At 64.7% G+C, this 18240-nt stretch carries 18 protein-coding genes; 9 read left to right on the forward strand and 9 right to left on the reverse strand.

Features of this window, described 5'->3' with window-relative positions; genetic code table 11:
- Positions 1–122 precede the first annotated feature (122 nt).
- Complete coding sequence (locus tag ACL02S_RS20925; RefSeq protein WP_412804163.1) at positions 123–1481, forward strand: FAD-binding oxidoreductase; 1359 nt, start codon at positions 123–125, stop codon at positions 1479–1481.
- 43 nt (positions 1482–1524) lie between these two features.
- Positions 1525–1815 carry a GNAT family N-acetyltransferase gene (locus ACL02S_RS20930; protein WP_412804164.1) on the forward strand — a complete coding sequence of 97 codons (291 nt, stop codon included), beginning with the start codon at positions 1525–1527 and terminating at the stop codon, positions 1813–1815.
- A 461-nt stretch (positions 1816–2276) separates the two neighbouring features.
- Here ACL02S_RS20930 and ACL02S_RS20935 read toward each other — a convergent pair whose 3' ends face one another.
- The 4 genes from ACL02S_RS20935 to ACL02S_RS20950 all read right to left on the reverse strand — a co-directional run bounded on the left by ACL02S_RS20935 (position 2277) and on the right by ACL02S_RS20950 (position 6211).
- Positions 2277–3434, reverse strand: coding sequence for an acyl-CoA dehydrogenase (locus tag ACL02S_RS20935; RefSeq protein WP_412804165.1), 1158 nt, complete (start codon positions 3432–3434; stop codon positions 2277–2279).
- Positions 3435–3699: 265 nt separating this feature from the next.
- Complete coding sequence (locus ACL02S_RS20940; RefSeq protein WP_412804166.1) at positions 3700–4386, reverse strand: TetR family transcriptional regulator; 687 nt, start codon at positions 4384–4386, stop codon at positions 3700–3702.
- A gap of 96 nt (positions 4387–4482) precedes the next feature.
- Positions 4483–4998 carry a 5-(carboxyamino)imidazole ribonucleotide mutase gene (gene purE, locus ACL02S_RS20945; protein ID WP_412804167.1) on the reverse strand — a complete coding sequence of 172 codons (516 nt, stop codon included), beginning with the start codon at positions 4996–4998 and terminating at the stop codon, positions 4483–4485.
- Positions 4991–6211, reverse strand: coding sequence for a 5-(carboxyamino)imidazole ribonucleotide synthase (locus ACL02S_RS20950; protein ID WP_412804168.1), 1221 nt, complete (start codon positions 6209–6211; stop codon positions 4991–4993). Before ACL02S_RS20950 ends, purE begins: the two co-directional genes overlap by 8 nt.
- Before the next feature lie 39 nt (positions 6212–6250).
- Between ACL02S_RS20950 and ACL02S_RS20955 the strand changes: the two genes are divergently transcribed.
- Positions 6251–6790, forward strand: coding sequence for a GtrA family protein (locus ACL02S_RS20955; RefSeq protein WP_412804169.1), 540 nt, complete (start codon positions 6251–6253; stop codon positions 6788–6790).
- A gap of 10 nt (positions 6791–6800) precedes the next feature.
- On the opposite strand, the gene ACL02S_RS20960 is transcribed toward ACL02S_RS20955, so the two are convergent.
- Genes ACL02S_RS20960 through ACL02S_RS20970 form a run of 3 tightly spaced genes read right to left on the reverse strand, consistent with a single transcriptional unit; the run spans position 6801 to position 9349 of the window.
- Positions 6801–8108 (reverse strand): sensor histidine kinase, encoded by a 1308-nt coding sequence (locus tag ACL02S_RS20960; RefSeq protein ID WP_412804170.1) that lies wholly within the window; start codon positions 8106–8108, stop codon positions 6801–6803.
- 1 nt (position 8109) lies between these two features.
- Entirely contained in the window at positions 8110–8787 is a 678-nt protein-coding gene (locus ACL02S_RS20965; RefSeq protein ID WP_412804171.1) for a response regulator transcription factor, read from the reverse strand.
- Between the two features lie 16 nt (positions 8788–8803).
- Complete coding sequence (locus ACL02S_RS20970; RefSeq protein WP_412804172.1) at positions 8804–9349, reverse strand: PH domain-containing protein; 546 nt, start codon at positions 9347–9349, stop codon at positions 8804–8806.
- 188 nt (positions 9350–9537) lie between these two features.
- Here ACL02S_RS20970 and ACL02S_RS20975 point away from each other — a divergent pair, with 188 nt between their 5' ends.
- The gene (locus ACL02S_RS20975; protein ID WP_412804186.1) at positions 9538–10491 is read left to right on the forward strand and encodes an acyl-ACP desaturase; all 954 of its coding nucleotides are present in this window, start codon (positions 9538–9540) and stop codon (positions 10489–10491) included.
- A 20-nt stretch (positions 10492–10511) separates the two neighbouring features.
- Here the strand turns inward: ACL02S_RS20975 and ACL02S_RS20980 are convergent, their stop codons facing one another.
- On the reverse strand, positions 10512–11312 hold the full coding sequence (locus ACL02S_RS20980) for a biotin--[acetyl-CoA-carboxylase] ligase (protein WP_412804173.1): 801 nt from the start codon (positions 11310–11312) through the stop codon (positions 10512–10514).
- A gap of 272 nt (positions 11313–11584) precedes the next feature.
- On the opposite strand from ACL02S_RS20980, the gene ACL02S_RS20985 reads away from it, so the two are divergent.
- From ACL02S_RS20985 to ACL02S_RS20995, 3 genes are all read left to right on the forward strand, one after another.
- A complete protein-coding gene (locus ACL02S_RS20985; RefSeq protein ID WP_412804174.1) occupies positions 11585–13225 on the forward strand; it encodes an acyl-CoA carboxylase subunit beta in 1641 nt (546 codons plus the stop codon).
- Positions 13226–13422: 197 nt separating this feature from the next.
- Positions 13423–13761, forward strand: a complete 339-nt coding sequence (locus ACL02S_RS20990; RefSeq protein WP_412804175.1) for an acyl-CoA carboxylase subunit epsilon — start codon at positions 13423–13425, stop codon at positions 13759–13761.
- Entirely contained in the window at positions 13758–14390 is a 633-nt protein-coding gene (locus ACL02S_RS20995) for a nucleoside triphosphate pyrophosphatase (protein ID WP_412804176.1), read from the forward strand. The genes ACL02S_RS20990 and ACL02S_RS20995 overlap by 4 nt, the downstream gene beginning before the upstream one ends.
- Here ACL02S_RS20995 and ACL02S_RS21000 read toward each other — a convergent pair.
- The gene (locus ACL02S_RS21000; protein ID WP_412804177.1) at positions 14319–15095 is read right to left on the reverse strand and encodes a helix-turn-helix transcriptional regulator; all 777 of its coding nucleotides are present in this window, start codon (positions 15093–15095) and stop codon (positions 14319–14321) included. The genes ACL02S_RS20995 and ACL02S_RS21000 overlap by 72 nt on opposite strands.
- Before the next feature lie 168 nt (positions 15096–15263).
- Between ACL02S_RS21000 and ACL02S_RS21005 the strand changes: the two genes are divergently transcribed.
- Both ACL02S_RS21005 and ACL02S_RS21010 read left to right on the forward strand, forming a co-directional pair.
- Positions 15264–16175, forward strand: a complete 912-nt coding sequence (locus ACL02S_RS21005; RefSeq protein WP_412804178.1) for a sulfurtransferase — start codon at positions 15264–15266, stop codon at positions 16173–16175.
- A gap of 197 nt (positions 16176–16372) precedes the next feature.
- Positions 16373–18178, forward strand: coding sequence for an acetyl/propionyl/methylcrotonyl-CoA carboxylase subunit alpha (locus ACL02S_RS21010; RefSeq protein WP_412804179.1), 1806 nt, complete (start codon positions 16373–16375; stop codon positions 18176–18178).
- The last annotated feature ends 62 nt before the right edge of the window (positions 18179–18240 follow it).

Genomic DNA, 18240 nt, shown 5'->3' on the forward strand with positions numbered 1-18240 from the left:
GGCCCGTTACGAGCAGGAATGCCACTGGGGCAGGCGACATCACATTTCGGTTCGCCCACCCATTACCCGCGATAACACAGGAAAATCAGCAAATATCGGGCATAAGGGTTAGCGTGAAAGGTGTGGACGTGGATGATCTGATCGCCTGCCTCCCCGCCGGCGCGGTGCTCACCGACCCCGCGCTGCTCGCGAGCTACCGGCAGGACTGGGCGCGTGATCCGGACGCAGGCACCGCCCGCGCCGTAGTGCGTGCCACCGGCACCGACGATGTGGCCGCGACGCTGCGCTGGGCCACCACCCACGGTGTCCCGGTGATTCCGCGTGGTGCCGGATCCGGGCTTTCCGGCGGTGCGACGGCCGTCACCGGGGCAATCGTGCTGAGTACCGAACGAATGCGCGCCATCTCGGTCGATCCCGTAACCCGGACCGCGGTGGTACAGCCAGGGCTGCTCAACGCGGAAGTCAAACAGGCGGTCGCCGCGCACGGCCTGTGGTATCCACCTGACCCTTCGTCTTTCGAGATCTGCTCGATCGGCGGCAACGCTGCCACCAATGCGGGTGGGCTGTGCTGTGTGAAGTACGGCGTGACAACCGATTACGTCCTCGGCATGGAAGTGGCGCTTGCCGACGGCACCGTAGTACGACTCGGCGGCCCACGACTGAAGGACTCGGCGGGCCTGTCGCTGACCAAACTGTTCGTCGGCAGTGAGGGCACGCTCGGCGTGATCACCGAACTGACCCTGCGGCTGCTTCCCGCGCAGCCACCACAGAGCACCGTCGTGGCGACCTTCGGCACGCTCACCGCGGCGACCGAGGCGATCCTGGCGATCACCGGCGAGCTGCGACCGTCGATGCTCGAATTCATGGATTCGGTATCGATCAACGCCGTGGAGGACGAGTTACGAATGGGCTTGGACCGCACCGCGGCCGCACTACTGGTCGCACGTTCCGACGCTCCCGGTGAATTCGCCAGGCGTGAGGCCGAGATCATGGCAACGGCCTGCGAGAAGGCCGGAGCGGCAGAGGTTTTTCGCACCGATGACCCCGATGAAGGCGAAGCATTCTCCGCGGCAAGGCGTTTCGCCATTCCCGCCGTGGAGAAACTGGGTCCGCTGCTGCTGGAAGACGTCGGGGTACCGCTGCCCCGGCTCGGCGACCTGGTCACCGGCATCGCCGCGATCGCGGAGCGCAACGAGGTGACGGTATCGGTGATCGCGCACGCGGGCGACGGCAATACCCACCCGCTGATCGTGCACGATCCCTCCGATCCGGACCACGCCGCGCGAGCGCACCGCGCCTTCGGCGAGATCATGGACTTGGCCATCGCCCTCGGCGGCACCATCACCGGCGAGCACGGCGTCGGCCGATTGAAGAAGGCCTGGCTGCCCGATCAACTCGGCCCCGATGTCATGGACTTGACCCGGCGTATCAAAGACGCGCTCGACCCGAACGGGATACTCAATCCCGGCGCGATCCTCTGACGCCCCCTGGAACATTTCCCGCGGGCAAGGAGTTCTCCTGAATATGACGACCAGGCTGGAGCACAACGTCGCCGACACCCGTTTCGAGATCTACCTCGATGACACTCTCGCCGGGTATGCCGACTACGCCGAACGCGAAGCCCCCAAGGTCCGCGACTTCCACCACACCATGACCTTCCCGGAGTTCCGTGGCCGTGGCGCAGCCGCCGAGCTCGTGCGGTACGCCCTCGACGACTCCCGCGCCTCGGGCTTCTCCGTCATCCCCACCTGCTGGTACGTAGAGAAGTACATCGCCGAACACGCCGAATACGCCGACCTGGTGAATAGGGCATAACCGCTGGCCCGTGATCGCGGCCAAGACCTACCCGAATGCGGTGCCGGTGATTATCGGAGTATTCGGTCGCTATATTGGTGCAGGCCGCAGACCTCGTGTCGTATCTGCACTACCGGATGAGACGGACGACGATCACCGATGAGCGCGCCAAGAAGACCAACGAGATGCTGTGGTCGACAGTCGAGCCCAATGTCTTCTCTCGGTACATGTGGTGCCCCTGACGCACGACGACCCCGCTAATAGGCGTAGCGGGGTCGAAGGCTAATCGGAATCCACTGAGGATATCCTGCTACTCAAGCTAGCACGATCGTCATGCCGATCGCGAGAGTTTCACGCTACCTACGTAGTAAGCGCAGAACACGATCGACAGGACGTTCGGGTGGCCGGTACTTCTCGGCGGTCTGGCGAAGGCCCGAGAAGCGGTCCAGGCACGCCCGAACATCCGGCGATCTAGAAAAACATCACTTGAGCAGGGCGCGCGACATGACCAGGCGCTGGATCTGGTTGGTGCCCTCGTAGATCTGGGTGATCTTGGCGTCGCGCATCATGCGCTCCACCGGGAAGTCGGTGGTGTAGCCGGCGCCGCCGAACAGCTGCACCGCGTTGGTGGTGACTTCCATGGCGACATCGGAGGCGAAGCACTTGGCGGCGGCGGAGATGAAGCCGAGGTTCTGCTCGCCGCGCTCGGCACGAGCGGCCGAGCTGTAGACCATCAGGCGGGCGGCTTCGATCTTCATGGCCATATCGGCGAGCATGAACTGGGTGTTCTGGAAGTCGGCGATCGACTTGCCGAACTGCTTGCGATCCTTGGTGTAGGCGATCGCCGCGTCCAGTGCGCCCTGGGCCAGACCGACGGCCTGCGCGCCGATGGTCGGGCGGGTGTGGTCGAGGGTTTGCAGTGCGGTCTTGAAACCGGTGCCCGGCTCGCCGATGATGCGATCACCCGGCACTCGGCAGTTCTCGAAGTACAGCTCCGCGGTGGGCGAGCCCTTGATGCCGAGCTTGTGCTCCAACGGGCCGACCACGAAGCCTTCGTCATCCTTGTGCACCAGGAAAGCGGAGATACCGTTGGCGCCCTTATCGGCGTCGGTCACGGCCATCACGGTGTACCAGGAGGACTGGCCGCCATTGGTGATCCAGCACTTGGAACCGTTGATGATCCAGTCGTCGCCCTCCTGCTTGGCCCTGGTACGCATACCTGCCGCATCCGAGCCCGCCTCGCGCTCGGACAGCGCGTAGGAGGCCATCTCGCCGTTGACGATATCGGAGAGCACCTTCTGCTTGAGCTCTTCCGAACCGTTCAGGATCATTCCCATGGTTCCGAGCTTGTTGACCGCGGGGATCAGCGAGGACGACCCACATACCCGGGCCACCTCTTCGATCACGATGCAGGTGGCCACCGAATCGGCACCCTGGCCGCCATATGCCTCCGGCACATGCACGGCGTTGAAGCCGGAGGCGTTGAGCGCGGTCAGCGCCTCCTCCGGGAACCGGGCAGCACCGTCGACGTCTTTGGCGTGCGGGGCGATCTCCTTCTCCGCGAGAGCGCGGATCGCGGCACGCAACTCATCGTGGAAGTCCTCCAGCTTGAAAAGGTCGAAATCGGGGTTTCCCGCCATCGGATTCACTCCTGGTCTTCGGTGATGGTTTTCGGTGGTGGTCCTCGGCACAGGCCACTGAATTCCCCTGAGCGAATCCAGTACAGTGCCAGCATAACGGCACCGAGTGCCAGCATATAGGCAATTATACGCATCGGGATTACGATCACATGCGGAGACGATATGGCACTCGGTGTCAGACCGGGGCAGTGTCAGAGCTGGGCATGGCAGGCTCTGTGATATGTCGAGCGCACGCCACTCCGGTCTATACCACAGCCCACCCAGGTCACAGTGCCGCGAGTTTGCGGGCGAGCAGTTCAGCGACCTGCCCCGGCGCGGCGTCACGGGGAAATACCGCGACCACCATTTCCTCGGCGTTCGCCGGGCGGGCGGCGCCGCGCGGAAGCACAGCCAGTTCCCGGCGTAGATCCGCGGCGCTCGCCGCCGATTCGCCGCGTACCATCCGGCGCAGCAGGTAGTTGTGCGTCGCCGTGACGGACGCGGTGAACTGCACCCTGGCCAGATCCGGCACATCCGGCAGCCGCTCCCGCAGGTAATCGGTGAACAACCGCTGGTAGCGGAATACCGTGACGATCTCCCGTTCCCGCAAGGTCGGCACCCGGCGCACCAGCTGGTAGCGCCGCGCCGCGATCTCCCGCCACTGGGTGAACCGCTCGAATACACCGACCGCCGCCACACATACCGCCTCCCACGGGTCCTCCCGCGCGGCCGACAGGTACTCCTGAGCTCGGGCCAGCTGGTATTCGTGATCGGCGAAGACCACGTCTTCCTTCGCGCGGAACTGCCGGAAGAATGTCCGCCGGGAGATCCCGGCGGCTTCGGCGATCTCGTCCACCGTCGTCGCCTCGTACCCCTTCTCGGCGAACAACCGCAGTGCTTGATCCACCACCGTAAGCCGGAAATGCGCGGTGTCGTCCCCACCTCTGGGGCGGGTGATATCGCCAGTCGTCACAGACTCACCGTAGCCAGGCACTACCCGCCCGGAGCCGCACGGTTCGGTGCGCGCGGCGGCCGGACCCCCTGGCAGGTGCACCCGGCAGCTTCCCGCTCAACCCAGGAGCTCGGCGCGCAGAGCGTCGTCCTTGTCCGAGACCATCTGTTCGAGTCCGGCCTGGAACTGTTCCATGCGGTCCCGCAGGGCGGGGTCGTGTGCGGCGAGGATACGCACGGCGAGCAGACCAGCATTACGGGCGCCGCCGATAGAAACGGTGGCCACGGGAACACCGGCGGGCATCTGGACGATGGACAGCAGCGAGTCCATCCCGTCGAGATATTTGAGCGGTACCGGGACCCCGATCACCGGCAGCGGGGTTGCCGAAGCGACCATACCGGGCAGATGAGCCGCGCCGCCCGCGCCTGCGATGATGATCTTCAGCCCACGGCCCGCGGCGGCGCGCGCGTAGTCCAACATGCGCTGCGGAGTACGGTGTGCGGAGACCACCCCGACCTCGAAACGAATCCCGAACTCGGCCAATGCTTCCGCGGCGGCCTCCATGGTCGGCCAGTCGGAGTCGCTGCCCATGATCAGGCCGACCGCCGGGGTCACAGCCTCTGCTTCACTCATGCGGATCCCATCCGTCCGTCCACACCGCGTGCGACATCCAATGCGCCGCTCGCTCTGCCTTTTCCCTGACCTCGGCCACATCGTCGCCGAGGATGTTGATGTGCCCGATCTTGCGTGCCTGGCGCTCGGTTTTGCCGTACAGATGCACCTTCGCCTCTGGCATTCTGGCGAACAGGTGGTGCAGCCGCTCGTCCATCGACATGGCCGGGGCCTGCGGCGCACCGAGGATATTGGCCATGACGGTGACCTCGGCCAGCGGTGTGGTATCACCGAGCGGGTAATCCAGCACCGCGCGCAGATGCTGCTCGAACTGTCCGGTACGGGCACCGTCCATCCCCCAGTGCCCGGAATTGTGCGGACGCATGGCCAGCTCGTTGACCAGCAATTCCCCGCCTTCGGTCTCGAATAGCTCCACCGCCATCACACCGGTGACACCGAGGCGCTCGGCGAGGTTCAGCGCCATGGTCTCCGCCGTCGTAGCCGTATGCTCCGGCAGCTCGGGCGCAGGCGCGATCACCACCGCGCACTGCCCGTCACGTTGCACTGTCTGTACGACCGGCCAGGTCGCCGCCTGCCCGAACGGCGACCGAGCCACCATCGCCGACAGCTCTCGCTTCAGGTCGATCTTCGCCTCCGCGAGTAACTGGACACCGCCTGCGAGCTGTTCGGCAACGATCGCCTCGGCCGCTGCGGCGGAATCCGGCATCCACACACCCCGCCCGTCGTAGCCGCCACGCACCGCTTTCACCACGATGCGCCACCGGTGCTCCTGACCGAATCTCACCACGTCGGCCACCGAGGTCACCGGGGTGAACGCGGGCACAGGCAGTCCCAGCTCCAGCAAGGTAGTGCGCATCGCCAGCTTGTCCTGTGCGTAGACCAGGGCCGACGGCGGCGGCTGCACGTTGACACCCTCGGCGACCAGTGCCCGCAAATACTCGGTCGGTACATGCTCGTGATCGAAGGTCAGCGCGTGCGAGCCGACCGCGGCCTTGCGCAGCGCGGCCAGATCGGCATGGCTGCCGAATACCACCTCGGAGCTCACCTGCGCGGCCGGATCCTCTGGACGCTCAGCGAGCACCCGCAACCGCTGCCCCAGCGCGATCGCCGCCTGGTGGGTCATACGGGCCAGCTGGCCGCCACCGATCATGGTGACGGTGGGCATTGCCGATGGATCGAAGGAACGAGCACTCACATCGGACAATATTGTCATGTCCGAGACGAATGACCGGTACCGGTACACTCCGCTGTTGTGTCTATCGTCGACGGCGTGGTCAGCGTCCTCCCCGAGCCGCTGCAGGATATCGCATACCGGCATCGGGAGTTGATCAAGTTCGCGATCGTCGGCGCGACCACCTTCGTGATCGATAGCGGCATCTTCTACCTGCTGAAATGGACGGTACTCGCGGAGAAGCCCGTTACGGCCAAGATCATCTCCGGCATCATCGCGGTGATCGCCTCCTACATCCTGAACCGGGAATGGTCGTTCAAGAACCGGGGCGGACGTGAGCGGCATCACGAAGCGCTGTTGTTCTTCGGTGTCAGCGGTGTCGGTGTTGTCCTGGCCTTCACCCCGCTGTGGATCTCCAGCTATGTCTTCGACCTGCGCCAACCCAATGTGAGCTTCACCGTCGAGAACATCGCGGATTTCATCAGCGCCTTCATCATCGGCAACCTGCTGCAGATGGCCTTCCGGTTCTGGGCGATGCGCCGCTGGGTCTTCCCGGACGAGATGAACGAAATCGTCGCGGAGTTCGAGGATCTGATGGAGGAGGAACTCGGCCGCGGCTGAACCACCCGACTCACCGTGGTTCGGAAACCACCGAGTTGAGTGCCCTGACCTTCGAGGACCCGAGGAACACCGCGAACAGCGCGGGCTTGCGCCGCTGCAATTCCAGCCGCCCGCCGTCCGCCTCGATCAGCGCCCGCGCGAGTGCCAGCCCCACCCCGGTAGAACCGCCCCCGGAGAAGCCACGATCGAAGATATGCGGCGCCAATTCATCGCGCACACCGCCGCCCTCATCGGCGACCTCGACGCACACCAGTGGTTCACGGCCGGTTCCCGGCAACACCGAACGCACCGATACCGTGCAGGTCCCACCGCCGTGCATGAGCGCATTGTCCACCAGCACCGTTACCGCCTCACGCAACCGGGAACCGGTGATCGGCGCGCACAGTGACTGGTCACCGGTCAGGGCCAGGGTCCGCCCCGCCTCGGTGAAGGGGTGGGTCCATTCGGTGACCACACCACGCAGCTCGTCCATCACCGGCACCGGATCACGGTCGGCCGCGTCCTCGTCACGGGAGGTGCGCACCAAATCGTCGATCGCGTCGGTGAGCCGGTCCACCTGGGCCATCGCCTCCTCTGCCTCGTGCACCACCTCCGGATCGGTATGCGCGGACAATTCATCGAGGCGCAGCCGCACGGCGGTAAGCCTGCTGCGCAATTGATGGGAGACATCGGCGACGAGAGCGTGTTCGCGCTGGAGCCTGCCCGCGATCTCCACAGTCGCCGAGTCGAGCACATCGGAGACCCGGTCCAGTTCGGCGATACCGTGTCTGCGCGGATCGGGCCGGAAATCCCCCATCGCCAACCGCGCGGCACGCGCCGCGACATCACGCAGCGGATCGGCCACCCGGCGGGCGGTGACCACCGCGACCGAGAAAGCCGCGGCCAACGAGGCGAGCACCGCCAAAGCCACCACCGCGACCGCTTGGCGCTGCATGGCATGCATCGGCGCCGCGGGCACTTCCAAACGCAGTGATCCGGATGTGCCCATCGACAGCGACTCCACCAGCGGTTCCGGTACCTCCGCCACCCCGACATCCCGGCGGGCAGTACCGTCGCGCGCCGACGGATAGACGATGGTGAGCCTGCCGTTGTCGGGTACCAGCGGCGCTATCGAACGGACGTCCAGCTCGCCGAGTACCGTGCCGTCGGCACGCTCCTGCGCGATGATCTCCGCGGCGATCCGGTCCAGCCGGTTCTGCAGATCGTTACGGGTGATGTCCTCCACCCACAACCAGGCCGTGTAGACGAGCGGCACGCCGAGTATCACCGTAGTGAGAGTCAGCACGGTGAGCATCGAACGCAGGATGCGGCGGCGCACGTCAATCGGTATTCAGCCGGAATCCGACTCCCCGCACGGTGACGAGGCGCCGTTCGGCCAGCGGCCCCTCGTCCCCGATCTTGCGGCGTAGCCACGACATATGCATGTCCAGGGTCTTGGATCCGCGCAGCTCGGCATCACCCCACACTTCGCGCAGGATAGTCTCCCGCGGCACCACCTGACCCGCCCGATCGATCAGCACTTTCAACAGCTCGTATTCCTTGTTGGCCAAGTTGATTTCGACTCCGTTGACCAGCACCCGCCGTGCCGCCGGTTCCAGGCGGATACCGCCGACCTCGACCGTATCGTCCCCTGGCCCACTGCGCCGCAATAATGCTCGCACCCTGGCGAGGAGTTCGGCGAGCCGGAACGGCTTTCCGACGTAGTCGTCGGCGCCCGCGTCCAGCCCGACGACGAAATCCACTTCGTCGGTGCGCGCGGTAAGCATCAGTACAGCCAGATCCGCTCCGCGAGCACGCACCTGACGGCATACCTCCAAGCCGTCCATGCCAGGCAGGCCCAGATCCAGGATGAGCAGATCGTGGCTGCCCTGCAATGCCTGCTGCAACACAGCGGGGCCGAAACTCTCGACGGTCACCGAATACCCCTCGCGGCTGAGCGCACGTGACAGCGGAGCAGCGATGGCCTCGTCATCCTCGGCCAGCAGTACAGCGGTCATACGCCCAGGTTACGGCTCACCGATAGGTGTGGCTGCCGTCCCGGCGCTCATCATGTCCGTTGTCCTGCTGGTCGACCTCGAAAACTTGGTGATACAGCAGTGAATGTACTCGCTGAACCGAAGGGATATCGTCGTATTCCAGTGGCTCCGAGGAGGCCGACTCGATGATCAGCGTCCCGGTCCCGAGCAACCGATCGAACAGTCCGTGCCGGAACTGAACACTGGAGATCCGGCTCATCGGGATATCGATGCCGCTGTGGGTGAGCACTCCCTCCCGCACCAGCATCCTACGGTTGGTGAGGATGAAATGTGTCGACTTCCAGCTGATTATCGGTGCGGCACAACGCCATCCGATCAGCACCAGATACACCACGAGCACCGCGATCAGCCAGGCCGAGCGGGTGGTGCCTTCGGTCTGGCGGGAGATGAACCCAGCCGCGAATCCCGCGAGCGCGGTGACGACGATGAGCGTCACGATCGGCAGAAAGAGCATCTTCCAATGCGGATGCCGATGGAGCAACAGCTGTTCGCCGGGCGCCAGCACGTCCTCCGGATAACCCATGCCAGGAACCCTACCGCGTAAAGATGCCTGGATGCCCGGCGCTACAGCGCGTCATACCGCGCAATCGGTTGCCTGCGTGTGACGATTCCGCGCAGCAGCTATCCATGCGAACCGGATTCAGTCCCGCCCGAGTGCGCAGCACAACGCCCGGCACACCATAATCGCCGATTCCGACCGTGGAGGAACGACTGACCATGGAACTGACCCAGCTGGAAATCCTGACCGAACTCGAACCAGTGGCCGAACAGAATCTCAACCGGCACCTGTCGATGGCGAAAGACTGGAACCCGCATGAATACGTCCCGTGGTCCGAAGGGCGCAATTTCGCCGCTATGGGAGGCAAGGACTGGGCTCCGGAGCAATCGCAACTGAGCGAGGTTGCCAAGGTCGCCATGATCACCAACCTGCTCACCGAGGACAATCTGCCCTCATACCACCGGGAGATCGCGCAGAATTTCCCCGAGGAGGGCCCTTGGTGCAGCTGGGTGGACCGCTGGACCGCCGAAGAGCACCGCCACGGCATCGTCATGCGTGACTATCTTGTGGTCACCCGCGGGGTGGATCCGGTCGCCCTCGAAGAGGCCAGGATGATCCACATGACCAACGGCGCCCAGTCACCGGAGGGCTGGGGCGGGTTCCTCCAGGGCATCGTCTATGTCACCTTCCAGGAGCTGGCGACACGGGTATCGCACCGCAATACCGGCAAAGCGTGCAATGACCCCATTGCCGAACGCATGTTGCAGCGCATCGCCACCGACGAAAACCTGCATATGGTCTTCTATCGCTCACTCTGCGGCGCCGCCCTCGATCTGGTGCCCGACCAGGCGATGGTCGCGCTCACCAAGGTCGTGACGAACTTCCAGATGCCCGGTATGGGTATGCCCGACTTCCGCCGCAACAGCGTGCTGATGGCCAAGTACGGCATCTACGACGTACGCCAGCATCTGGAGGAAGTCATGGGTCCGGTGCTCAAACAGTGGAACATCTTCGACCGATCCGATTTCGGGGCGCATGGTGAACAGGCGCGTGAGGAGCTCGGTCTGTTCATGGAGAAACTGGACAAGGATGTGCTCAAGTTCGAGGAGCAACGCGACCGCGCACTCGCCCGCGACGCCGCACGCGGCCTCACCCCGCACACCTGACTCCGCGTCGAACCGAGTAGTCAGTCCTGTGCGCGCAAGTGCGTGACATCGGCCGCTGATACCGCCTCGTCGTCGATGAGCAGGCGCCCGGCGTCGTCGATACCTTCGGCGACGCCGGTCAGCGTCCGACCGTCGGGTAACTCGGCACGGACCGTGGTGCCGATCGTGGCGCACCGCTCCCGATAGGCGACGGCCAGCTCGCCAGGCAGCCAATCCTTGTCCCGCCAGGCGGTGAAACGATGAGCGAACTCGGTCAGCAGCGCGCGGACGAGTACTGTGCGATCGGTCTGCTTCGCCTCGGCGAGCACGAGCGAGGTGGCATGCGGTACCGGTAGTTCCTCCTCGGTAAGGCTGACATTGAGCCCGATACCGACCACCACTATCGGTGCGGCGCCACCCGTCGCCACTTCGGCGAGGATGCCCGCGACTTTGCGCCCATCGATCAGCACATCATTGGGCCACTTCAGTTCCGCGGACACGCCCGCGGTAGCCCGCAGCGCGTCGACAACGGCAATGCCGGTGAGCAGCGACAGCCAGCCGAGCGCGGCCGGTGCGACCCCGTCCAGTTTCACCAACAGCGACATCGCGAGCTGCGCCCGTGGTGGGCTGACCCAGGCCCGCGCATGTCTGCCACGTCCGTGCGACTGACTCTCCGCCAGCAACACCGCGTTGCCGATATCCGGCTCCGTCGCGCGCGCGATCAGATCGGTATTCGTGGACCCGGTCGACTCCACTATGTCGATCCGGGAAAAGAACGACAGCTCAGGCGACTCGAGGAGACTGCGCCGCAATTGCTCTGCATCCAACGGTGGCCTCTGCACACCGGCAGGTTACCCACCATCCGAAGAGTTACCCGACCGAGCCGTACTCACAGGCAGTTCGGTCACGCACGACCACGCCGCCGAACTCGAAATGAGCCATGACCGAGCGGTCCGGGCAACACCGATAGGCGATACTCGTTATCCATAACGACACCTCGATGATCGACCAGCTGTTTCCCGTAGCCGAAGCGTGATCTAGCTGCGGTTTTCTACTCGTGGGTAGCCCGGTCTGGGTTACCGGGACGCACTGGCACTGGTTACACTCCGGAGCCATGACGAGTGTCCAGCAGCAGCCCGCGTCAGGTCCGGCGGGCTCACCCGATATCCACACCACCGCTGGGAAGCTGGCTGACCTTCGGAATCGGCTGGAAGAGGCCAAACACCCGATGGGCGAGGCCGCGACCGACAAGGTGCACGCGAAGGGCAAGATGACCGCCCGCGAGCGCATCCTCGCCCTGTTGGACGAAGGTTCCTTCGTCGAACTCGACGCGCTGGCCCGGCACCGCAGCGTCAACTTCGGCCTGGAGAACAACCGCCCGCTCGGCGACGGCGTGGTAACCGGCTACGGCACCATCGATGGCCGCGATGTGTGCATCTTCAGCCAGGATGTCACCGTATTCGGTGGCAGTCTCGGCGAGGTCTACGGCGAGAAGATCGTCAAGGTGATGGACCTGGCCTTGAAGACCGGTCGTCCACTGATCGGCATCAACGAGGGCGCGGGGGCGCGCATCCAGGAAGGCGTGGTCTCGCTCGGCCTCTACGGTGAGATCTTCCATCGCAATATCCAGGCCTCCGGGGTGATCCCGCAGATCTCGCTGATCATGGGCCCGGCCGCCGGTGGACACGTCTATTCCCCCGCGCTGACCGACTTCGTAGTGATGGTCGACGGCACCAGCCAGATGTTCGTCACCGGCCCGGATGTCATCAAGACGGTCACCGGCGAAGACGTCACCATGGAGGACCTCGGCGGCGCGCACACGCATATGACCAAGTCCGGCGTAGCGCACTATGTCGCCTCCGGTGAACAGGACGCACTGGACTACGTCAGGGATCTGCTGTCCTACCTGCCGAGCAACAACCGCGCCGAGGCACCCCGGTTCCCGGCAACCGAACCGATCACCGGCGCGATCGAGGACTCGCTCACCGACGAGGACCTGGAGCTGGACCGGATCATCCCGGACTCGCCGAACCAGCCCTACGATATGCACGAGGTGATCGTTCGCCTGCTCGACGACGAGGAGTTCCTCGAGGTGCAAGCCGCGCGCGCGATGAACATCATCGTCGGCTTCGGCCGGATCGATGGCCGTAGCGTCGGCATCGTGGCCAACCAACCCACCCAGTTCGCCGGCTGCCTCGACATCGACGCCTCCGAGAAAGCCGCGCGCTTCGTACGCACCTGCGACGCGTTCAATATCCCGATCATCACCCTTGTCGATGTTCCCGGCTTCCTGCCAGGTACCGGACAGGAATACAACGGCATCATCCGGCGCGGCGCGAAGCTCCTCTACGCTTATGGTGAGGCCACTGTGGGGAAGATCACTATCATTACCCGCAAGGCCTACGGTGGCGCTTATGACGTCATGGGTTCCAAGCATATGGGCGCCGATGTGAACCTCGCCTGGCCGTCCGCTCAGATCGCCGTCATGGGTGCCTCCGGCGCCGTCGGATTCGTCTACCGCAAGCAATTGCAACAAGCCGCTCACGAGGGCGAAGACGTCGATAAGCTGCGGCTCGAATTACAGAACGAGTACGAGGACACGCTCGTGAATCCCTATGTCGCCGCCGAACGCGGATACGTGGACGCGGTTATCCCACCATCACACACCCGCGGCCAGATCGTGTCCGCACTGCGATTACTCGAACGCAAGATGGTGACCCTTCCGTCGAAGAAACATGGCAACATCCCGCTGTGACCGAGCGATAACCTCGAAAAGCCGCGCACACTGGTTGCAAAGAAGCACCGGTCGCGAAGAGGCACCGGTTACGGAGAGGCACCAGTCACAGAGAGGCACTGCGTGAATCCGAGGATGATCGCCCCATAGGCAGTTGGTCGACAATCGGGAACAGCCTGATCAGTTCACCGTGATCAAGGCAAGAGAGGATCTGCACTGTGACGACCGTGGCAGAAGAAGATGTATTAAGCACCGTCGAACTGGACCTCACAGTCGAACGGGCCGCGGATGAGGCCGGTGCGGCCGTCACTCCGAACGCGGCGGTGGCGGCATCCACCGAAGCTACCGCGGAGCCATTCTTCCGTGTGGTGCACGGCTCCCCCACCGACGAGGAACTCGCCGCCCTGGTATGCGCGCTGTCCGCTGCCGCGGCCGGTGCCGCGCCGAGTGGCCCTTCCGGTCCGCCGGACCTGTGGGGCCACCCGACAACACTGCACCGGAGCGTATCGTCGTTCTCTCCGTACACCTTCACGCACTTGTCCCACCTGTGCGGGTGACCCGTCTGGTTCTCGCTTCCGCGTCTCCTGCCCGCCGGGAAGTTCTCCGCTCGGCGGGCATCGACCCGGTCGTCCGGGTCTCCGAGGTCGACGAGGACGCGGTGGCCGCCGCTCTCCCCGCGGATACCGCTGCGCAACAGGTCGTGGTGGAACTCGCTCGCGCCAAAGCAACCGCCGTCATCGCGAACCTTCACGAGTTCTCCCACGACTGCGTTGTGGTGGCGTGTGATTCGATGCTGCTACTCGACGGCGAACTACAGGGCAAACCGCATACGCCCGAGATAGCGCGGGCCCGCTGGGGCGATATGGCCGGACGTAGCGCGGACCTCGTGACCGGACACTGCGTGGTACGCCTACAAGACCATCAGGTCACTGCCGAGGCAGTCGACTACAGCAGCACCACTGTCCACTTCGCCAAACCGGAGCCGGACGAGCTGGACGCCTATATCGCGACCGGCGAGCCGCTGCGGGTAGCGGGCGCCTTCACCCTCGATGGTCTGGGCGGCTGGTTCGTCGACCGCATCGATGGCGACCCGTCCAGCGTCATCGGGATCGGATTACCACTGCTGCGCCGACTGCTTGGCAAGGTGGGGATCGGCATTACGCAGCTGTGGGGCCACCCGAGCTGATGGTGCGGTGAGCATCTCGGCGACACCCGCGACGGGCACCGTTACCGTCTCCTGGATGCTGTCGCACCGCGGGGCAGCCATTTCCAGCCGCGCCACACACAGCTCCGGCTCGACGAATGGATGCATCCCGACCTCGATCGCGCCCCGCGCGCCAGGACGATCGAACAGCCCTTCGATCAGGCCACGATGTACGCCGCACACCACCTCGGAGTGCGTCCGCGCGAGCTCGCGTAGTGGGCATGCCGTCAACCGGATCAGCGCCCTGTCCTCGTCCCAGGAAGCGGGATCACGTTCTGGCGCGAAGCCGAGTTCCGACATCAGCGTCATCGTGACCTCTTTGGCATCTTCGAGTGATTCGACCCGGTGGTCGCTCGCGGCGAGCCTGGTGCCCCATGCTCGGCCCGCCGCGATAGCGGCCTCCGACCTGCGCCGGGGATCCGGCCCGAGCTGATCGGCGAGCACCTGAGCCACATCCTGGTAGCCGACCGATCGTTGCACCGCGCTGTAACCGATGCGCGGCCGCCCGCGCCCCCGCGGCGGCTGCTGGAATTGCCGGACGAGCGATTCCCTGGTGAGAACATCCAGATGGAATCGGACCGTGGTGACATGCTGCCCGGTGATCCTGGCCAGTTCCTGGGCATCGAGTGGCTCATTGGTGCCACGTAGGATCGCGAGCAGTCGCCGACGCGGCCAAGAATCCGACATAGCTCACCCCTCCTTCCAGGAGACTTTATCGGATGCTGATGCCATTTATTTGCCCCTCATCCGATTCGTGATCCGAAACGAGGAGTCGCTGCCGCCTCGTACCAACCATCACTGTGCGACCCGAACCGCTGTAATCCACCGCCTACCCACGTATGAAGGACCTACACCGTGCCTATTGCCCCGGATTCTCATCCCGCATTCGGTTCTTACGCAGATCCACACAGACTGGTAACCACAGAATGGCTGTCTGCAAACATAGGTGCGCGAGGGCTCAAGATCATCGAGGCGAACCACGACGCGCTGCTCTACGACATCGGACATGTTCCCGGCGCCATAAAACTGGATTGGCGAAATGATCTGAACGATCCGGTAACGCGTGACTACATCGACGGAACCGGCTTTACCGAATTGATGCGCACCAAGGGAATCGAGCGCGGTGACACCGTGGTGATCTACGGGGACCGCAGTAACGCGCAAGCAGCACACACCGCGTGGATATTCGCCCTGTTCGGACACGAGGACGTGCGGTTACTCGACGGCGGGCGAGCAATGTGGATCTCCGAGGAACGCGCCACCGTCTTCGAACCCGCCTACTGTGTGCGCAGCGATTATCCCGAGGTCCGCCGGGATGACAACACCATAAGAGCTTTTCGCGAGGACGTGCTCGCCCATCTCGGCGAGCCGCTGATCGACGTACGCTCCGCCGCGGAATACCGTGGTGCGCCCACCCGGTCGGGTACACCGCAGGATGCGCTGCGCGGCGGCCATATCCCCAGTGCGTCGAATATCCCGTGGACCGAAGCACTCACCTCCGACGGACGGTTCCGCCCACACGCCGAACTCGACGAGATCTACCCCGCCCTGAACGACCGCGACGATCTGATCGTCTACAGCGGGACCGGCGTACGATCCAGCCACACCTGGTTCGTACTGACCTACCTCCTCGGCCGCGGCGAGGTACGCAACTACGATGGTTCCTGGACCGAATGGGGCAACTCGGTGCGCATGCCGATCGCCAAGGGAGACAACCTCGGCGGGACCTCCCCGGATAGTGATGTACAGCGTGCCCGCAGCAGGTAGGGCCCCACGCGGGTTCAGCGACAGGACGCGTACATTGTGATCTACGACCTACTGTCGAGTAGCGCTGGTCGAGTTCGGAGTCTGCCCGCGGACTGCCTACACTCGCCCGAGACGTCAGTTTGTCGATTACGGGAGCGGAGCCTGCGCAGCGACCCCATCCCCGCGAAGCGACCAGAAGAATGCACACAGGAGGCTCAGTGCCCAGTCATGCCAGCGCGCAGATCACAAAGGTACTCGTAGCTAACCGAGGCGAAATCGCCGTGCGCGTGATCCGTGCGGCGAAAGACGCCGGCATCGGCAGCGTCGCGGTGTACGCCGAACCGGATGCCGAAGCGCCGTTCGTGAAACTCGCCGATGAGGCCTTCGCTCTGGGTGGGCAGACCTCGGCCGAGTCGTATCTTGTGTTCGACAAGATTCTCGACGCCGCGGCCAAGTCCGGTGCCAATGCCATCCACCCCGGCTACGGCTTCCTGTCGGAGAACGCCGACTTCGCTCAAGCCGTGATCGATGCGGGGCTCATCTGGATCGGCCCTTCCCCGCAATCGATCCGCGATCTGGGTGACAAGGTCACCGCGCGGCATATCGCCGAGCGCGCGAAGGCACCGATGGCAGCGGGCACCAAGGAACCGGTGCGCAACGCCGACGAAGTCGTGGAGTTCGCCGAGAAATACGGCGTTCCGGTCGCCATCAAGGCCGCTTTCGGTGGCGGTGGTCGCGGGATGAAAGTCGCGCACTCCATCGAGGAGATCCCGGAGCTGTACGAATCGGCCACCCGCGAGGCGATCGCCGCCTTCGGGCGTGGCGAGTGCTTCGTCGAGCAGTACCTGGACAAAGCCCGCCATGTCGAGGCCCAGGTGATCGCCGATATCCACGGCAATGTGGTGGTCGCGGGCACCAGGGACTGCTCGTTGCAACGTCGATTCCAGAAACTCGTCGAGGAGGCCCCCGCACCGTTCCTGCCCGACGAGGTCCGCGCGAAGATCCACGCCTCGGCCAAGGCCATCTGCCGGGAAGCCGGCTATCACGGCGCGGGCACCGTGGAGTATCTGGTGCAGGGCGACACCGTGTCCTTCCTCGAGGTGAACACCCGGCTGCAGGTCGAGCATCCGGTCACCGAGGAGACCGCGGGCATCGATTTGGTGCGTCAGCAGTTCCGGATCGCCAATGGCGAGAAACTTGAGATCACCGAGGACCCGATCCCGCGCGGACACTCCTTCGAGTTCCGCATCAACGGCGAGGACGCCGGACGCGGCTTCCTGCCCGCCCCCGGCCCGGTCACGGTCTACAAGGAGCCGACAGGCCCCGGCGTCCGGGTGGATTCCGGCGTGGTGGCCGGCAGCGTGATCGGCGGGCAGTTCGACTCGATGTTGGCCAAGCTGATCGTCACCGGCGAGAACCGCACCCAGGCACTGCAGCGGGCCCGGCGTGCGCTGGCCGAGTTCGAGGTCGACGGGCTGGCCACTGTCATCCCGTTCCACCGGGCGATCGTCGAGGACCCGGCTTTTATCGGTGACGGTGAATCGTTCCAGGTCTACACCAAGTGGATCGAGAACGAATGGGTCAACACCGTCGAGCCCTACGGCGGGGCCGGCGCCGTGGCCGACCACGAAGAGGAACTGCCGCGGCAGAAAGTCGTCGTCGAGGTCGGCGGGCGGCGCGTCGAGGTCTCCTTGCCCGGTAACTTCAGCGTTGGCGCGGGCCCGAACGTGGCGGCGGGCAACGGTGTCGGCGTGATTCGCAAGAAGCCCAAGCCGCGCAAGCGCGGTGGTACCGGCGCCGGTGCCGCCTCCGGCGATGCGGTCACCGCGCCGATGCAGGGCACTGTCGTCAAGGTCGCTGTCGCCGAAGGCCAATCGGTCGAGACGGGTGACCTGATCGTGGTGCTGGAAGCCATGAAGATGGAGAACCCGGTCACCGCGCACAAGGCTGGTGTGGTCACCAGCCTCGCCGTCGAGGCGGGGGCAGCCATCACCCAGGGCACGGTCCTCGCGGAAATCAAGTAGCTGCCTGACCAACACCGGTGGGGGGGGGCCGCCCCGGGCCCCCCCCCCCCGGGTGGGGGGGG

Origin of the sequence: Nocardia spongicola (assembly GCF_047200775.1) — a bacterium.
Lineage (GTDB): Bacteria > Actinomycetota > Actinomycetes > Mycobacteriales > Mycobacteriaceae > Nocardia.